The sequence below is a fragment of the Sorangium sp. So ce381 genome (genome assembly GCF_051473845.1).
Classification (GTDB): domain Bacteria; phylum Myxococcota_A; class Polyangia; order Polyangiales; family Polyangiaceae; genus Sorangium; species Sorangium atrum.
On the sequence record NZ_CP150336.1, the window covers coordinates 10,401,660 to 10,418,877 of the forward strand.

Here is a 17,218-nt window from a genome sequence, read left to right on the forward strand (position 1 = left end):
CCGGTCAGCCCCGCGCCGGCAGGCCGGGCGTCGCAGCGCCGTCGCGCGGGGAGCTCTCCGGGCGGGTCATGTTCCGGATCGCATGCTGGAGCGCCGCGCGCAGATTACGTTGCGTGTTGAGCTGCGAGAGGTCGAGCCCGAGCGCGACCATCGTCTGCGCGACGTTCGGCTTGATGCCTGCCACGATCCCGTCGGCCCCGAGCAGCCGGATCGCCGTGACGAGCTCGATCAGGTGGCTCGCGACCTTCGTGTCGACCACCTCGACGCCGGTCAGGTCGAGGATGGCGAAGCGCGCCTGCTTCTCCACGATCTTCGAGAGCAGGCTATCCATCACGTCGGCGGTGCGCATGCTGTCGACCGTCCCCACCATCGGCAGTGTGAGCACGCCGTCCCAGACCTCGATGATCGGCGTCGAGAGATCACGAATGACCTTCTGTTGCGCCTCGATCTGCTGCAGCTGGGCGCGCAGCTCCTCCTCCGTGCGCCTGGATTCCGAGATGTCGAACGACAACCCGAGCAAGCCGCAAACGGGCCCGCCGGCTCCGTCCCGGAGCGGGGTGATCCAGTTGTCCCAGTAGATATCGTTCGTGTCGGTGCGAAAGCGGCGCACCGTCCCGTCGAACCAGTCGTTCATGTCGGAGTCGACGTCGGGCACATCGATGGCAGACGCTCGTGGCTGCTTCCCATAAAGCTCGATCCAGTTGACCCCCAGGAGCTGACCGGGTTTGAGCCCGGCGTTCGGGAGCGCTTTGCCGTCGTGGTAGAAACAGATTCCATCGCGATCGAGGGCCCAGAACGCCAGTTTGTCCACGTGGTTGACGAGGCTATCCAGGATGCGCGCCTTGTTGCGCGCGATCGCCAGCTCCTCCTCGGCGAGCTCGGGTGCCGCCCGGAGCGATCCGAAGACCGCGCTGCGATCAGGCGAACGCTTCGCGTTGCACACCATCGGACGGTACGCCCCGCGCGCATCGCGAAGGCGGACGCGAAATGAGACGGGTTCACCGGTCTGCTCGAGCTTCGCCCACGCCGCGAGCAACGCTGCGCCATCCGCCGGGTGAGCGAGCTCAGCGAATGTGACGCCTCCCTCGCTCGCAGGGCCGATGACCTCCCGCAAGGCATCGTTCTCGTGGAGCAGTCCGCCCGCCACCGAGGCGACGAAGAGCAGCTCAGGACAGCGGGCGAAGAATTCCGCAAACAGGGTGTCCGAAGTAACATTCATCACACGAGCACTCTCCCCTGGAGCTCAGAAAGGCAGCAGGGTATCGCACGCGACGCTCTCGGGGGGAAGAGACTCGACCGCAGCGGCTCATGGCGACGAGGGCACGTACGACGACATCTACAACGACGTATGAAAGAGGACGACGATACGCGCAGCGCAAGCGACTCGGGGCATGAGAGCACCCACTCTTTGCTGGATTACGGTCGCTGGTTCGTCGCTGATCGCCAGGTCGAGCTCAGGGATTGGCAGGCTGCTGCGACGGCGAGACCCTGCGCTCACCGATCCGCCGGCAGCTCGGAGAGCCACGCCGGATACCCCTTCGATTCAACGGACGTAAGGCCGAGATCGGGCACCTCCACGAACACCGCGCGGCCAACGGCGTAGAGCGATTCGAGCAGGATCGCTGGCGGACCGAACGCTTCGAGGCCCAGCGACCACGCCGCCGGAGCAGCCGCGCCCTCGCCTTCCGCCACAGCGACGCGCGTCAGCTCGACAGCACATCCGGCTCCGGGGTGCCCGCCGTCCATCACCTCGACGGCGCGTCCGCCCACCAGCCCGAACACCCTCACGCGGCGCTCCTTCGTGAGGGTCGTCCACGCGCTGTCATCGGCGTCCGTCGACGAGAGGGTGAGCTTCGTCCACCGCTCCAGCTCACCCAGCACCGTGGGAGAGAGGTGGATGGAGCCGAAGGTGCAGACCCGATACTTGACCTCCAGGCTCGTCGGCCGACCGCCGCGCTTCTTGATCCCGAGATCGGCGCGCCGGAGGCGCCGGTAGCGGTCATGCCGGGGCGCCTCGGAGAACGCACGCGAGAACCACGACACGAGCCGCGCCGCCCGAGCGTCGTCTGCGGGCAGGAACCAGCGGACCTCGATGCTCTCCCGGATATCCATGGCATCCTCCCGGCCGCGCGCTGGCGGCGCGTCGGCACCACCACCTCCATGATGCCAGAAATGGGGGCAGGTGTGCCGCCGGCGCGGCGAAGGTAGGCTCAGGCCAGGCTCCCTTCCGCCGGAGCTCGCACGGCTGCACGCGGGGCAAGCGCGCCCCTGCGCGCCGCGGCGCGTCCCCGGCTAGACCCTCGACGACGCCCTGAACGAGTCCGACACGACCTTCTTTGCAAAGTCGACGATCGGCTCCCTGGGGACGTTCTGGATCGCGTACTTGACCGCGTAGCCGCCGGCGAGAAGGGTGAGCTGGCGCAGGATCTTCGAGCTGGCGAGCACGCCAATCGTAAACGCTGCTCCGCCGATCGCGATCGGGACGATGTACGGGACGTCCTTGACCTTGGCCTGGATGTCCTTGGCGAATTTCAGCAGCATGTCGAGGCTCACCGCGCCCTCGCCGCCCTGCGTCTGCGGCGCGCCAGGCTCGTGCGAGCCGGACTCCTGCGAGCCGCCCTCGTAGATCCCGTTCTTGTACCCGCCCGAAGTGTACTGTTCGTTACTGATGCTCATAGCGCTCTACCTCGTCCTGAGATGATCAGCCACGGAAGTGGCGATAGCCCCCCCGGCGCTATGCGAAGCACATACCAGCAGGAATCGCCGGAGCGGCCGACGCGCAGCAACGGTGAGCCCGCGCGGCTCGCGCCAGCAGCAGGCGAGCCGCTTGCGCCAGCGGCGAGCGCGCTCACAGGCGAGGGCGCCCGCCTGCGATGAGGCAACTTGGCCGGGCGTGGCAAATGATCCCACCTCGATCGGTTCGCACGCCATCGCGTCGCATCGGAGGAGAGGCTGCCCGTGCAAACGTCGAATGCGGCGGGCTGCGCCCACGCTCATGGAGACGATGCCCGTGCTCGATCAGCACCGCTGACAGCACCGCTGACGAGCGCTCGGCGCGAGCTTGGAGCACCGGTTGCACGCCGCGGCTACGACCGACGCACGGGCAACGGAGCTCGCTCCCGGCACACGCCTTGCGTGAATCGCCTGCACCCATGTCGCTCACGACGGTGCTGTTCGGCCGGCGGCTGGCCTCGGATGAGGAGGAGAAGGAACAGATCGGCCCGCTCTCCGGGATCCCGGTCCTGGGCCTCGACGCGCTCGCTTCCGCGTCGTACGGCCCCGAGGCCGCGCTCACCGTGCTCATCCCCCTCGGCGCGCTCGGCGTCCACTACATCGTGCCGCTCAGCGCCTTGGTCATCGGGCTGCTCGCGATCGTCTACGTCTCGTACCGCCAGACGATCGCGGCGTACCCGAACGGCGGCGGCTCGTACATCGTCGCGAAAGAAAACCTCGGCACGCGCGCCGGCCTCGTCGCGGCGGCGGCGCTGCTCATCGACTACGTGCTCAACGTCGCGGTCGCCATCTCCGCGGGGGTGGGCGCGCTGGCCTCGGCGGTGCCCGCGCTCCTGCCCCACACCCTGGTCCTCTGCCTCGCCGTCCTCACCCTGCTCACCGCGGCCAACCTGCGCGGGCTCCGCACCGCAGGCCTCGTGTTCCTGGCGCCGACGTACGCGTTCCTCGGCTGTCTCTTCGCGGTGATCGCGATCGGGATCGGGAAGACGATCCTGCACGGCGGGCACCCGACGCCCGTGGTCGCGCCGCCCTCGCTGCCGGTCGCGCTGGGGACCGCGAGCCTGGCGCTCCTCTGCCACTCTTTCGCGAGCGGGTGCACCGCGATGACCGGCGTGGAGGCGGTGAGCAACGGCGTCCCTGCCTTTCGCAAGCCGAGCAGCGAGCAGGCGCGCCGGACGCTCTCGTACATCGTCGCCTCGCTCGCCATCCTGCTCGCCGGGATCGCGATCCTCGCGCGGGTGTACGGCGTCACCGCCACCGAGCCCGGCAGGAGCGGCTACCAGAGCATCGTCTCGCAGATCGTGGGCGCGGTCGTGGGGCGCGGCCCGTTCTACTACGTGACCCTGGCCGCCGTGGTTGCTGTGCTGATGCTCTCCGCCAACACCAGCTTCGCCGACTTCCCCCGCCTCTGCCAGCTCCTCGCGCTCGATCGCTTCCTGCCCGAGCCGTTCATCCACCGCGGCAGGCGCCTCGCCTTCTCCTACGGCATCGGCGTCCTCGCTGGGCTCTCGGCCCTCCTGCTCGTCGTCTTCCAGGGCATCACCGACGCCCTCATCCCGCTCTTCGCGGTGGGCGCCTTCCTCGCCTTCACGATGTCGCAGGCGGGGATGACCGCGCACTGGCGCAGGGTCCGCGGCAAGCGCTCCCGGCTCCACCTCGCCGTCAATGCGACCGGCGCCACGGCCACGGCCGCCACGCTCGTCGTCATCATCATCTCGAAGTTCACCGAGGGGGCGTGGATCTCGACCCTGCTCGTGATCGCAGCCTTTCTCATCTTCTGCAATGTGCGACGCCACTACAAGCACATCGACGAGGTGGTCCGCGACCGCGCGCCGCTCGATTTCACCCCACCTCCGCCGCCGATCGTGGTGGTCCCGATCAGGCGCTGGGACCTCGTGGCGCAGAAGGGGCTCCGCTTCGCGCTCCGCCTCTCGCCCGAGGTCTACGCGCTCCAGGTGCTCCTCGACGATCCTCGCGTCGAGGACCTGAGCGGCGAATGGCACGATCTCGTGGAAGCGCCCGCGAAGGAGAAGGGGGTGCCGGCGCCGCGGCTTTCGGTGGTGCGGTCCCGCTTCCGGCGGCTCTTCAGGCCGCTGCTCCGCTTCGTCACCACCCTCGCGCGCGCCCACCCGGATCGGCAGGTGGCGGTCGTCGTGCCGGAGGTGGTCGAGTCACGCTGGTACCATTACCTGCTTCACAACCACACGGCGTCGATCCTCAAATGGCTCCTTCTCTTCCGGGGCGGGAAGGGCGTTGTGATCGTCAACACGCCCTTTCATCTGCCCGACGCGCCGAATGCCGCCTGATCGTCGTGCGCGGCCGCGCCGGCCCGAGGCCGCCGGGCCAACCCGGGAGCGCCGCGTGGCTGCGCGCCGCCGGTGGCCGTCGAGGGCGGAGCCAGGCGCGGCGGAGCCCGGCCCGGGGCCTCACCACCACGATCGCTGGCGGGCGAGCGATACGATCGCGGCTGAGAGCTTCTGCGGGTCGTGGCGAACCAGCTTGCCGCCGAACAGCAGGTCGGCGGGGACGAGGAGGTCGGAGGCGAGCGGTTTGTCCGGCGAGGTCACGACCGGTTCAGAGCCGGCGGAGGCGTACTCCTCGAGGCCCTCGGAGGGCCAGACGTCGTTGACCAGCACCGCGTCGAGCCGGGCCTCGCCGAGGTACATGGCGATGGTCCCCACGAAGTCCTCGACCGTGTAGCCGGGGGTCTCGTTGGGCTTCGTCATCAGGTTGCACACGAACATCGCGCGGGCGCGGCTCGCCGCGATGGCCTCGCGCACGCCCTTGACCAGGAGGTTCGGCACGAGGCTCGTGTAGAGATCTCCCGGCCCGAGGATGATGAGATCGGCGTCCGCGATCGCGTCGAGCGCCGCTGGATACGCCCGAGCCTCGGGATCGAGATAGACCGAGAGCACCGGCGCATCGAGCATGTCGGAGAGGTTGTCAATCGACGCTTCGCCGCGGATGGTCCGGTCGTTCTCCAGGTGCATCACGAGATCGACGTGATCCATCGTGACCGGGAGGACGCGGTTCTTGACGGAGAAGATCTCGTGCAGGCGCTCGACCGTGAGGGGGAGCGAGCCGGTGATCTCCTGCACCGCGGTGAATATCAGGTTGCGCAGGGTGTGCCCGCCGAGGCTCCCCGAGCGGAAGCGGTGGCCGAGCAGCTCCTTCAGCGCCTCCGGGTGCTCGGACAGGGCGACGAGGCAACGCGTGAAGTCGCCTGGCGGCAGGAGGCCGTACTCGTCCCGGAGCCTCCCGGAGCTCCCGCCCGAGTCCATCATGGTCACGATCGCGGTGATCCGGGCGCTCAGACCACGCAGGCCCGTGAGGAGCGTGTAATGGCCCGTCCCCCCTCCCACGGTCACGATCTTCGGCGTCGCCATCGGGAGCAGGCTACCATGCGGACGAGCGGGGCCGATACCGACCGTCAGGCCGCCGAGATCTCGGCGCGCGGCTGCGGCGCGCACTTCGCGAGGCGGCGCGACGCGACGGCGTGGTACGTGGGCGCGATCTCGGCGCTGTAGCAGCGCCTGCCTGCGGCGAAGGCCGCCACCGCGACCGAGCAGAGCCCCCCGAATGGCTCCCAGACGACATCGCCTGGATCGGACGATGCGCGGATGATGCGATCGAGCAGCTTGAGGGGCTTCTGATTGCCGTGGATCGACCGGGTGTCCTCCTTGAAGCGTTCGGGGCCGCGGACCGCGGGCTCCTGCCAGACGTTGGTCACGCCGACCTCGCAATGGAATTTCGCTCTCAGGGTGGCCCACTCTTCACCCGTCAACGGCCGCTTGCCGTCGACCGAGAAGTAGGGTCGTCCCTCGGGGCGGCCGTGCGCGTTCGCGAAGGCGGCGATCTGCTCGAACGCCGAGGCCGGGGGGTAATACCAGAGGTGGCAGCGTGTGAAGTACTTCCTCGTGGCCGCGTTCTTCACGCCGCACGCCTCGTTCGTCTGGCACAGGGGGAGGCCCGAGCGCTCCCACTCGTGCCGCAGCCAGGCCTTGAGGGGCAGCCGCACGCCGCCGCTCTCCAGGAGGACCTTGCGCACGTACTGCACGCACACCTCGCTCACCACAGGGAACTTGCGCAGCGTCCGGGTGTTCGCGTTGCCCGCGATGTGGGCGATTCCCTTGTCCCAGACGTGGCAGGTCCGGTACTCCCATCCGTGCTGCTCGAGCAGCGGGTGCACCGTCGCCCAGCCGATCTCCGTCGCCCAGAACCAGAGGGTGGCGGACGGCAAGGCGCGCTCCGACCAGACGGCGACGTGGGGCGCGTACCATGCGGCGAGCCCGTCGTGCGTCGGGGGATCGCCGGGAAAACCGGAGACGCCATAAGCACCGTCGGAGACAATCACGGTGGGTCTCGGCCAGGAGGCATAGTGCTCCAGCGCGTCGCCGAGCGTCAGGGTGGGGTGGAGGTTCGTCGATGCGCGCTTCACGGGGGGCACGCGGCCATCCAATCGAACTGCGCGGATCTGTCAACAAAACGGCGGACGTCGGCCCCGGCGAGCCGCGTGGACCCGCGCGCCAGGGGGCGCGGGCCTCCGCCGGGGGCGTGCTTTTCCTGGCGCGCTCCGCCAGCGCCTCGGGCTCTCGCCGACCGCGCTCCCCGAGCGCCCGGGTTCGGCCGATCCGTACGACATCGCCGCCCTCCTGTCGACGCCGGGCGCAACGTCGGTCACGTCGGTCGCGACGGCCGCCGGGCGCAACGTCGGTCGTGACGGCCGTCGGACGCTACGTCGCTCGTGACGGCCATCGGGCGCAACGTCGGTCGCGACGGACCGCCGCGCCGCCCCTGCGGTGGGCGTCGACGCGCGGATCTACGAAGACGTGCCCGGAGGTCGCCCGGAGGAGACAGCCTGTGGAAATGAGGGGAACACTATCCGCGCAGGATCGCGCACGACCCGTGTACCGCCTTCGTGCCGGTGATTGAAGAGATCGCTCGTTCGGCGTATGTTCGGTGGCTTGGTGCGCAACTTCGCTTTGCCGGCGCTCCGCGGCGATGCCCGCGATGAGGCCGACACCGGTGTGACCAACCTACGCGGGGCCATCGATTCCACACGGGAGGAAATCATGAATGCATTGAAGCGCATGAGCTCGAGAGCCGCTGTTCGCGCGCTCCCGGCCGTCGTTCTGGCGGGGTTGAGCCTGCTCGCGCCGCGCCCGGCTCAGGGCCAGACGGCCGAGGAGCCAAACCATCTCTACTGGGCCGACACGCTCGTGACCCACATCGCACCGGTAAACAATGAATATGGTAGCAGCACGACCTACGTTTATTGGGCCGGCGTAGGAGGAGCCACGGAGTATCGGAGCCGTAGCTTGTGCGCGTCGTTCGTCACGAACGTCCTCAAGCAGGCCTATCAGCTGTCCGTCTACGACATCAACACATGGTTCGGCAGCATGAGCCCGAACGCCGCGCTGTACCACGACAGGATCATCGAGGAGGTCGGCTTCGAGCAGATCATGACCGTGAGCGAGATCGAGGCCGGCGATATCGTCGCGATCGAGTATCCGGCGGGGAGCACGGCGAGCGGGCACGTCGCCATCGCAGCAGGCGCTGCGGTGCCACGCGTGGCGACCTATCCGTTCGTCACGGGGACAATCCAGTATGCTCTCCTCGTCCTCGACTCGAGCACCACGGGCCACGGGACAACCGACACCCGGCGCAACGCGGACGGCTCCTGGCACCCGGGTGTTGGCAGGGGTGTCATGCGCCTCTATGCCAACAGCAATGGAACGATCGTGGGACACGCCTGGAGCACGCAATCGGGATCGACCTACTATGGGACGCAGGTGCGCGATATCGCCGTCGGCCGGATCACCGAGCCGTATATCGAGCTCCCTCTACCGCTGTAGCGACGCGCTCGAACCGCCCGCGCTTCCTCAGCCACCAGGCCCGCTCACGCGATCGCGGCGCCGTTGACGTGTAGCTTCACACAAATTACACGATCGTGCACGCGAACGGAGGGCGTCCGCCGCTCATTCGCCCTCGATCAGCAGCCCAGATGCCGCATCGGCGTCCCGATCGTTCCTGTCACGACACCAACGCATCATTGTTCACGGCCACGCCGTGGAACACGCGCATCCACCACGTTTCTGCGGGAAACACCACGCTGCGCAGCCCTGCACGCCATTGTTGGAGCGCGTCACGGTATGCCGCACGAAATGCGCGGACGGCGGCAACCGCGGTCCTTCGTGCGTCTGAACACCCTCTCCCCACCGCAAACGTTGGATTGAGGCCGCGAGGCGCCTCGAAGCTCGTCGCGCGAGCGTCGGGCGACACCGTGCATGCGCGCTCAGGGCCGAGGAAATCGCGGCCATTTCGATGAATCGCGGCGCGCGCCTCGGCTTCCTTCCGCTCGAGCTCCGCCGCCACCTCGCGCCGAAAGGCGTCCGCGTCACCATCCGCCACATCTGGCGGAAGCGAGATCGCAATGGCGGCGTGCTCAGGCCATGCGGGGTTGCTCGAAGCAAAGTAGACGTCAGGACGCCTCGCCCGCAGCTCGCCACGGCCGATTTCGTTGACGAGCACCTTCGCTCCCGGCCATTCCTTCGCACGTCGCACCAGCCCCGCCTCCACCGGGTTCGCCAGTGAATATGAAATCTTTTCCACCACGGCCGCCCGCGTCAAGAGGCGAACAACGCTGGTCGCTTCGTGGCCCCAGACCGGCCCGTCCCAGGTTCGGAGCACCTTGGTCCCCAGCGCCACGAGGCGATGAAACAGCTGCAGGAATCGCGGAAGTACGCCTTCGACGTCAGTGACGACGATGTGCAGGTGCGTGGACATGGCGCACAACGCATGCAGGCGAATGCCGTAGCGCCTGGCCGAAACCGCAAGTGCATAGATGATCAGCTGAGTGATCGCGGCATCTGGCCTGAAGAGGAGGTGTCGCCGCAACGCGCGTCGTGTGAGGAGATAGGTGGCACCTGCAACAATAGCGCGAGGCTGGCTCATGGCTGCCGACTATGCCAAACGCGTGCCGGGGCCCGCGGCCAATGATTTCGCACACTTAATTTTTCGAGACCCTGGCGACTGCTGTTTTCCGCTGGCGCCCGCCATGACTTAGGGACCGCCCCGTAGACAACACGTATCGGGTCTCACCAAGGCACCGTCGGTCCACCAAGGCAACGTCGGTCAGGCACCAAGGCAACGTCGGTCAGATCGGCCGGGCCGGCAGGCCGGCAACGTCGGTCAGGTCGACAGTCAACAGCAACGTCGGTCAGCCCGGCACGGGCCCAACAGGGGCCTCCGTTTCCGGTTGACATCTGGCACGGCGCATGGATCAACCACATTGCGCGCGTTCATGGTGGTCGACCTCGTGCGATGCTCTCGCCCGCCATGCTGCTGGAGAACTCCCATGCACCGACCCCTCCTCGCCCAAGGCCTCGTGCTGTCGCTCTCGCCGTTCGGGTGCTCTACTAGCCCGGAAATTCCTGAAGCGTACGGCATGGCGGTCATGACCGTGAACGGGGAGAGCTTGGTGCTTGACACGGGGGATAGCGGCAAGCTGCCTGTCCCCGGATTCGACGACAGCTGGGACGTTGACTGCTCCCGCCTCAATGGCGAAACCAATCTGGAGCTGGTGGATCACTCGAAGGACAGGAGGGGCTTCTACTACCTCGATCTCCATCTGCTCGGCAGCAAGCGCAAGGGCGGCGACGCTGCTGTCGTGAACATGCGAATGTACGTCGACGATGCGCTTTTCTATGGCTCTTGCCGTGCGACGCTCCGGACATCGTCCGAGGACTCGCACGAATGCAGGTTCTCTTTCGCTGACTGTGGCCTGAACTCGCTCGGCGCTGCCCAGGACGTTGTCCCAGCGCGCCTCGAGTTCGCGTCATTCCACTTGAAATGGTGCTTCGTCCCGTGAAGGGGCGGGGCGCGGTATGTCCGAGGACAGCTCCTCCGCGGCGCGTCGTGGCTCGAGACGACCGACGCCGCTCCACAGGGCGTCCCCACAGAGCGCGAGGCGCTCGCACCGGGCGCGAGGTCGGGCACTGCGTGCCGCAATGAGGCTTGGCGGAGTGCCCCGAGGCGGCGCTGGCCGGCGCGTCTGCCCGCAGGTACACCTCGATCCATGGTCGATGCGTCTCCCCGGCGGAGGTTCAGCGCCGCGTTCGTTCGGTGGTCTCGCCGGGTCCGGCGGCGGCTCGCGCTCGATCTGGTCCTCGCCGGCGCCGCCGCCGGGATGATGCTCGGCGCGGTAGGCGCAGCGGTCGCCTGGCACATGCGGCAAGGCGCGCTGCGCCCCTGGATGGCCGCGGGCGGCGTGCTCGGCGCTGTGGCTGGCGCAGCGGTGGCGCACCGGCGCCGGTGGACTGCCCCGAATGTCGCGTTGTTTCTCGACGGCAAGCTCGGCTCCGCCGAGTCGGTCTCCACGGCCGTTGAGCTCGCAGCAGCCGAGGACGCGACGGACGGCGCGCCCGGCGCCAGCGCATCCGCGGCCCGCGAGGTGGTGTTTGCCCACGCGGCGGCGGCTCTCGATGCCGCAACCGCCCGGCAAGTCCGCACGCCCCTGTGGCGACGCTGGCATGCCGGAGCGCCCCTCGCGGCAGCGGCCATTGGCTATCTCAGCTGGCTCCCCCTGCCACCTGCGCCCGCGGCGGCAGCGCCCCCACCCGGGGCAGAGCAGGTGCGCCTCGCCGAGATCGCCGGCCTCGAGCGGGTGGTCCGGCTTGCCGAGATCGACGCTCGGGACGCGGAGCAACACGATCGGCTGAAAAAGCTCTCGGACGACGCGAAGAGGCTCCGCGAAAAGCTGAAGAGCGGCGTCGAGCGCCGCGAAGCGCAGGCCGAGCTCGGCAGGCTCCGCGACGCGATCACGGCCGAGCGGCTGTCGCTCGGCGAGGGCGAGCAGCGTCATGGGACGGAGTCGGCGCTCGGCAAGCTCGGAGAAGACCCTCAGCTGAAGCGGGCCGCGAAGGCGCTCGGCGATCGCGACCTCGTGGCGTTCGACGAGGAGATGTCGCGGCTCGCGAACAAGCTCGAACGGGACGACCGCGAACGGGCCAGGAAGGTGCTCGAGGAGGCCGCCGAAGCCGCCAAGAGGGCCGGCGCCCCCGGCGTGGCGGAGGCGCTCGAGGAACAACGCAAGCTGCTGGATCAGCGCGGCAAGCAGGCCGACGCGTTGAGGGAGCTGGCGGAGGCGCTCGGCGACAGGCTCGGCGACGAGGGGCGCGACGCGCTCCGCGAGCTCGCCCGGACGGGCAGCGACCGCGACGCGCGGCGGCTTGCTGGCAGCCTCGAAAAGGCGCTTGAAAAATTGAGCCCCGAGGAGCGCAAGCAGCTCGCCGAACGCTTGAAGCAGCGAATGGCGCAGTCCCCGGAGAGCGCGCTCGGAGAGCCCATATCGAAGGAGCAGATGCGCGAGCTCGCACGGCAGCTCGAGACGCCGGACGGACGGCAGCAGCTCGAGGAACAGCTGCGCCGGATGGCCCAGGAGGGGAGCCCGAGCAGCGAGGAATCGAAGCGCCAACGAGCGCTCGACGATGCGCAGCGCGGGGCGGGCGAGGCCGAGGGGCAGCTCGGGGGGACGCCGCTCCCGATGCCGATCGCAGGCGGGTCAGGCCAACCGGGGTTGGGCAGCCAGGAGCGCGGACAGGGCGGGCAGCAGGGGTCGTCGGGGGGCGGGGACGGCAAGCAGGGGCCGGCGCAGCCAGGTCACTCGGAGGGCGGCGAATCGGGCAGCCACGAAGGGCAGACCGGCGCGATCGCCGGGGGTGAGCTGCGCTCACGCGCCAGCGCAAGGCTCAACCCGGGTAGGCCGATGCCGGGGATCGTGACGGGCCGAGCAGCTGGGCGCGCCGGAGACACGGCCAACGTGCGCGGCGAGAGCGCGCTCGGTGTCGTGGGTCCCCAGGAGCTCGGCGGTGTCGAGCGCAGCGATGTCCCCGAAGAGTACCGCGAGCAGGTAGGCCGTTACTTCCAGCCGCGCTGAGTCCGGGGACGAAATGTGGAGCGCGCAGCGCCCACCGGCCTGGCCTAGAAGCTCGCGCCCAGCAGCAGGCCGTTCGCCTCTCCGCTCACGAACGGCGCGGCATACAACCGGGGGAGCCCGGCCTTGGTGACCGGCGTGCGGCTCGACGCGGAGAACGCGTACAGGGCCGTCCCCGCGAGCACCACGCCACCGCCGAGGAAGCTCCAGAACGAGACGTTGGCGAGCGTGGTCTGGGCGTCGCGCAGGTCGGTGCGCCTCGCGCTGCCGAACGGCTCCGTCGCCGCGGACTCGCCCTTTGCCGTGGAGAGGATCGCGAAGGTCACGCCCGACGCGAGCCCGAGCAGCCCGACGGCCCCGCCCGCGACCACCAGCGGAATGTTCGGGCCCGAATCGAGGCTGAGGGCGATGCTCTGGTCCGAGCCCCTCGCCACGAGCAGCGAGGTCGACGTCCTGGCGCCAGCGCGGCGTGCGTCGATCGTGCGCTTGCCGGGATCGACGAACACCTCGGTCGCGAGGGGCGAACGCCCGACGAGCTTGCCGTCGATGAGCACCTCGGCATCGTCGACGTTCACGCTGATGCGAAGCGCTCCGACCTGCGACCGGGCGACGGCGAGCCGCTTCTGTAGGAAGCTCTTCTTCTCGGCCTTCTCGCCGAGCGGAAAGGTATTGAGCGCGTACAGGAGGTGCTCGGCCGCCTCGCGGGGCTGGTTCACCTCCAGCTCGACATTCCCGAGGTTGCCGGCCACGTCAAAGCTCTGCTGGAGATCCCACGCCGCCTGATAACGCGCCTCGGCCTCGGCGAATCGCGCTTCATCGTAGAACCTGTTCCCCTCCCGGTAGAGCTGCGCCGCGCGCTCGCCTGCGCGCGACGTCGCAGGCGGGGCGTCGGTCGGAGAGTTCGGCATCAGCCGAGCCTCGCCGGTCGCGCTCGCGACGCTCGGCCCCAGAAGAACCGCCGCGCACGGGAGGAGTAGAGGCAGGTATTTCAAGAATGGCTTTCGCATGGTGGCTGGCGGGAGAAATGCAATCCGGAGAGGCGACGCCTCAGGGGAAGGGACGCGGGGGAGCGGTCGTCCCCGGGGGCGTTGTGGGCGACGCAGAGGGCGCGGACGGCGGGACCGGTGGTGGGATCGGAGGGCTAACAGCCGAATCGTAGATGTCGTCCGCCGCGGTCGCAGGCTTGGTGGGACGCTTCACCTGCGCAGCAGGACGCGTTGATGACGGACGGGCGGCGACCGTGGCCGCCGAGTGTGCGGGCGGCGCGCTCGGCTCCGCGGAGGGCGACGCCGTCGGAACCTCGGCAACGGCGGGAACGGGTCGCTCAGCGGTGGGCGGCGGCTCGATCGCCGCCGGAGGCGGATGTTCGGGCTGCGCGCTCGGCGTGGGGGTCGCGAGGCCGGCGGGATCGGGCGTGGGAACGCGGCCGCCCTCGGCCAGCGTCGGGTCCTGCCCGCTCGTCGGATTGGCCGCACGCCACAGCACCCAGAAGCCTGCGACCGTCGCGCTCCCCAGAAACACGAGCAGCGCGAAGAGCGCCAGCGTGGCGCGGCGGCGGCGCGCCGCGAGCACCGCCGCGGCGGCCGCTGCGGTCACCGCGGCGGCGTCGGGCCGCGCAGCGGCCGGCTGCAGCCCCGCTCGAGAAGCGGCGGCTGCTGGCTGGGGGGCGGCTGTTCCCATCGGCCTCTGCTTCCGGGACGACGGCCCGCGCGGACCGGACGACTCGTCTTCGGGCGGTGGCCAGACGCCGCTGCCGACACCGACGCGGGCCGTGCGGACGCCACCGGGACGCGCGCCGCCCTGCCCATCGGGAGCCCCCGGGGGGCCCGGCAACCCCTGCACAGGGATCCTGCGCATCGTCGGCCGGTTCCGTTCGTCGACGCCCTTCAACAGCGACGGCGCTACCTGGATCTTCTGCTGATCCATCGCCTGGTGCTCGCGATTCGGGGGCAGCGTGACCGGAGGAACATACACCTGCTTGTCGCTCGGCCCCGCCTCGCGATCCTGGCGGCGCCGCGGCCTGGGCTCGCCCCACTGCACCATCCGCTCCGCGGGTGGCGCTGCCGGGCCGGTGTTTCCATCTTCAGGTCTGCGGCGCGGCTCCTGCGTAAGCGCTCGCTGTTGCGCCGGCGAGGGGTGCTCTTGCGATGCAAAATTCGGCGTGTCGTACCCGCGCGGCGGCTGCTGCGGCAGCGTCGGTTGCTGCGGCGCGGCGTCGCCCGCAGCGCCCTGACCAGCCGGCTGCCCTGGCGAGCTCTTGTTCGCGTTCCTGTTGGTCATGCCTGCCCCTCTCGCCACGCGCAAAAGGCGCGCTGCTGCCCAACGTGGGCAGCAGCGCATCGAGCCCTCGGTGCAAGACGTCGCGCTGTCATGGGCGCACTCCCGAGGTGATCTGCCTCGACCGCTGCACTGCAGACGGCGTGGCGGGTGCCGCGACAGCGCTCCGACGAGCCCGGGGGCACGGGAGGCCAGCGTCGAACGTGCGCTGGCCCGCGCACGATACCTCGGAGCTCGCTCGGGGACAGGGCCACGGCATGGACCCGAAGATACTCCACCCGGCCGCCACCACCACGCACCCAAGCGTCACCACCCCCTCCGGAGCGATGCCAGGGTCGCCCGACCGGAGGGCACGGGCAGCGGGAGCCGGCGCCGTCATGGACGTGAAGGTGCCGGCTCCTGATGCTCGAAGGCTCCGATGTCGCGAACCATGACGTCGCGCGAGGCGCGGCTCCGCGGATCGACGGCGCGCAAAGTCGACTCTGGCCACCTTCTTGCTTCCTCACCGAACCACGCGAGTGTTGCCCACTACTACGCCGTCAAACTTTCTGTGTGCCATGGCATCGATTTTTTGCACCCAGATCGCGTCCACGGCCCGCACCCAGGTTGAGCCTCTCTCCTGCCTTGGCCCTTGGCCCTCACCCAGGGTTGAGCTGCCTTGCCTCGTGGCCCACACCCAGGTTGAGCCCTCCAGGGTTGAGCCTTCCACCACGCCGAGGTTGACCCCTCCGAGGTTGCCCCTTCGGACCCAGGTCGGCCCTCTCAGCCTCAGCGCTCCCATTCCGCAGCGCGCATCGTAGCGGGTTCGTCGCGCCGGGTGACGTTCCTGGCATCCGCGGCGACGACGCCGTACCGGCCTGTCAGCCCACGAAGCTCACCAGCAACGCCAGGGTGAAGCCGAAGAGCACCACGCTCACCACCAGCAATCCCATGGCCGCCCAGCTGGCCTCAGGGCGCGCGGGCCGTCGCGCGCGGCGCGCCCTGCTTCGCTGCGCCTCCGAGGCGCGCTGCTGCGCAGCTCCTGGGGTGGCCTGCGCAGCCATGTCCAGCGCCGTCAGGCCGAACGCCTTCACGGTCGCGCTCAACGTCGGTGGGAGCACCGGCGCCCGGACCGGCGGCAGCGTAAGGGGCGCCGTGCGCTGCCAGTACGACCCCGACGGTATGACCGACCCACCATCCACCCCGCTCGATAGCCCCGCGGCGATGCGCGACAGCTCCGCCGCGAACGCCGCAGCGTCCGGGAAACGGAGCTCCGGACGCTTCTCCAGCGCCCTCATGATCGCGTGGTCGAGCTCCGGCGGCACCGGTCGTGGCGCATGGCTCGACGGCGGCGCCGGGACCTCGCTCGCGTGGGCGCGCACGAGCTCGTGGACGCGCCTCACATGCTCGAACGGATCGCGACCGGCGACCAGCGTGTAGAGCACCACGCCGGCCGCATACACGTCGGTGCGCGCATCGACGGCGAGCCCGCAAGCCTGCTCGGGCGAGAGATAGCGCGGCGTACCGACGAGCACCCCCTCCTCCGTCTGGTAGAGCGACGGCGCCGGCGCGCGCCCATCGCCGCGCGGAGCGACCACCTTGGCGATCCCGAAATCGAGCACCTTCACCACGCGCCGCCCCTGCGCGTCCGCGTCGCACACGAAGAGGTTCTCGAGCTTCACGTCGCGGTGGACGATGCCCGCGCCGTGCGCCGCGGCGAGGCCCGCCAGCGTCTGCGTCACGAGATCGAGCGCCTCCACCGCCGGCAGCGCGCCGCGCGCCGCGAGCTCCTCGCGCATCGTCCGGCCATAGAGCCGCTCCATGACGAGGAACGTCCTCCCCTCGGCGGTCCGCCCGAAATCGGTGACGGTCACCAGGTTCGGGTGGGCGAGCCGCGCCAGCGACTGCGCCTCGACGCGCATCCGCTCCACGAGCCGCGGCTCGCGGTTCAGGTCGCGGTGCAAGAGCTTCACCACCACCGGCTTGTCGAGGCCCACGTGCGCCGCCTCGATCACCTCGCCCATGCCCCCTCGCCCCAGCCGACGCACGGGCCGGTACGGCGTTCCATCCAGCAAGGTATCGCTCAGCTCAGGCGCCGCGCATCGGCAGTCTTCGTGCGAAGGCAAGGCCATCCTCTGCGGGTCGAGGTGGTGCCGCCGTCGTCACACGACGCGAGGAATCGAGATCCCCATCTCGCTCCCGGACCTCGAGCGCGCGAGCGCTCTTTTCACACGCTCGCCCCAGGACGCCCAAGATTTCAACAGATCCGCGCGCAGCGCATCCTGCTGCATTCCC

Annotated in this window: 13 protein-coding genes; 4 read left to right on the forward strand and 9 right to left on the reverse strand. The window is 69.5% G+C overall.

What is annotated here, in order from left to right; translation table 11 throughout:
* Nucleotides 1-4 precede the first annotated feature (4 nt).
* The 3 genes from WMF29_RS39050 to WMF29_RS39060 form a co-directional block, all read right to left on the reverse strand.
* On the reverse strand, nt 5-1,219 hold the full coding sequence (locus tag WMF29_RS39050; RefSeq protein ID WP_437325170.1) for an STAS domain-containing protein: 1,215 nt from the start codon (nt 1,217-1,219) through the stop codon (nt 5-7).
* A gap of 275 nt (nt 1,220-1,494) precedes the next feature.
* Entirely contained in the window at nt 1,495-2,112 is a 618-nt protein-coding gene (locus WMF29_RS39055; RefSeq protein ID WP_437325171.1) for a hypothetical protein, read from the reverse strand.
* Nucleotides 2,113-2,292: 180 nt separating this feature from the next.
* The gene (locus WMF29_RS39060; RefSeq protein WP_437325172.1) at nt 2,293-2,676 is read right to left on the reverse strand and encodes a hypothetical protein; all 384 of its coding nucleotides are present in this window, start codon (nt 2,674-2,676) and stop codon (nt 2,293-2,295) included.
* A 476-nt stretch (nt 2,677-3,152) separates the two neighbouring features.
* On the opposite strand from WMF29_RS39060, the gene WMF29_RS39065 reads away from it, so the two are divergent.
* The gene (locus WMF29_RS39065; protein WP_437325173.1) at nt 3,153-5,039 is read left to right on the forward strand and encodes an APC family permease; all 1,887 of its coding nucleotides are present in this window, start codon (nt 3,153-3,155) and stop codon (nt 5,037-5,039) included.
* Between the two features lie 120 nt (nt 5,040-5,159).
* On the opposite strand, the gene WMF29_RS39070 is transcribed toward WMF29_RS39065, so the two are convergent.
* Together WMF29_RS39070 and WMF29_RS39075 are read right to left on the reverse strand one after the other, a co-directional pair.
* On the reverse strand, nt 5,160-6,119 hold the full coding sequence (locus WMF29_RS39070) for a gluconeogenesis factor YvcK family protein (RefSeq protein ID WP_437325174.1): 960 nt from the start codon (nt 6,117-6,119) through the stop codon (nt 5,160-5,162).
* 44 nt (nt 6,120-6,163) lie between these two features.
* On the reverse strand, nt 6,164-6,922 hold the full coding sequence (locus tag WMF29_RS39075; protein ID WP_437331212.1) for a DNA methyltransferase: 759 nt from the start codon (nt 6,920-6,922) through the stop codon (nt 6,164-6,166).
* Nucleotides 6,923-7,700: 778 nt separating this feature from the next.
* Between WMF29_RS39075 and WMF29_RS39080 the strand changes: the two genes are divergently transcribed.
* Nucleotides 7,701-8,588: a hypothetical protein gene (locus WMF29_RS39080; RefSeq protein ID WP_437325175.1), complete on the forward strand. Its 888-nt coding sequence runs from the start codon at nt 7,701-7,703 to the stop codon at nt 8,586-8,588.
* 178 nt (nt 8,589-8,766) lie between these two features.
* On the opposite strand, the gene WMF29_RS39085 is transcribed toward WMF29_RS39080, so the two are convergent.
* Nucleotides 8,767-9,687, reverse strand: a complete 921-nt coding sequence (locus WMF29_RS39085; RefSeq protein WP_437325176.1) for a transposase — start codon at nt 9,685-9,687, stop codon at nt 8,767-8,769.
* A gap of 403 nt (nt 9,688-10,090) precedes the next feature.
* Here WMF29_RS39085 and WMF29_RS39090 point away from each other — a divergent pair, with 403 nt between their 5' ends.
* Both WMF29_RS39090 and WMF29_RS39095 read left to right on the forward strand, forming a co-directional pair.
* The gene (locus tag WMF29_RS39090; protein WP_437325177.1) at nt 10,091-10,603 is read left to right on the forward strand and encodes a hypothetical protein; all 513 of its coding nucleotides are present in this window, start codon (nt 10,091-10,093) and stop codon (nt 10,601-10,603) included.
* Between the two features lie 207 nt (nt 10,604-10,810).
* Nucleotides 10,811-12,670 carry a hypothetical protein gene (locus tag WMF29_RS39095; RefSeq protein WP_437325178.1) on the forward strand — a complete coding sequence of 620 codons (1,860 nt, stop codon included), beginning with the start codon at nt 10,811-10,813 and terminating at the stop codon, nt 12,668-12,670.
* Between the two features lie 44 nt (nt 12,671-12,714).
* Here WMF29_RS39095 and WMF29_RS39100 read toward each other — a convergent pair whose 3' ends face one another.
* The 3 genes from WMF29_RS39100 to WMF29_RS39110 all read right to left on the reverse strand — a co-directional run bounded on the left by WMF29_RS39100 (nt 12,715) and on the right by WMF29_RS39110 (nt 16,998).
* Nucleotides 12,715-13,575, reverse strand: coding sequence for a hypothetical protein (locus WMF29_RS39100; RefSeq protein WP_437325179.1), 861 nt, complete (start codon nt 13,573-13,575; stop codon nt 12,715-12,717).
* Between the two features lie 139 nt (nt 13,576-13,714).
* On the reverse strand, nt 13,715-14,947 hold the full coding sequence (locus tag WMF29_RS39105) for a hypothetical protein (protein ID WP_437325180.1): 1,233 nt from the start codon (nt 14,945-14,947) through the stop codon (nt 13,715-13,717).
* 857 nt (nt 14,948-15,804) lie between these two features.
* Entirely contained in the window at nt 15,805-16,998 is a 1,194-nt protein-coding gene (locus WMF29_RS39110; protein WP_437325181.1) for a serine/threonine-protein kinase, read from the reverse strand.
* Between the last annotated feature and the right edge of the window lie 220 nt (nt 16,999-17,218).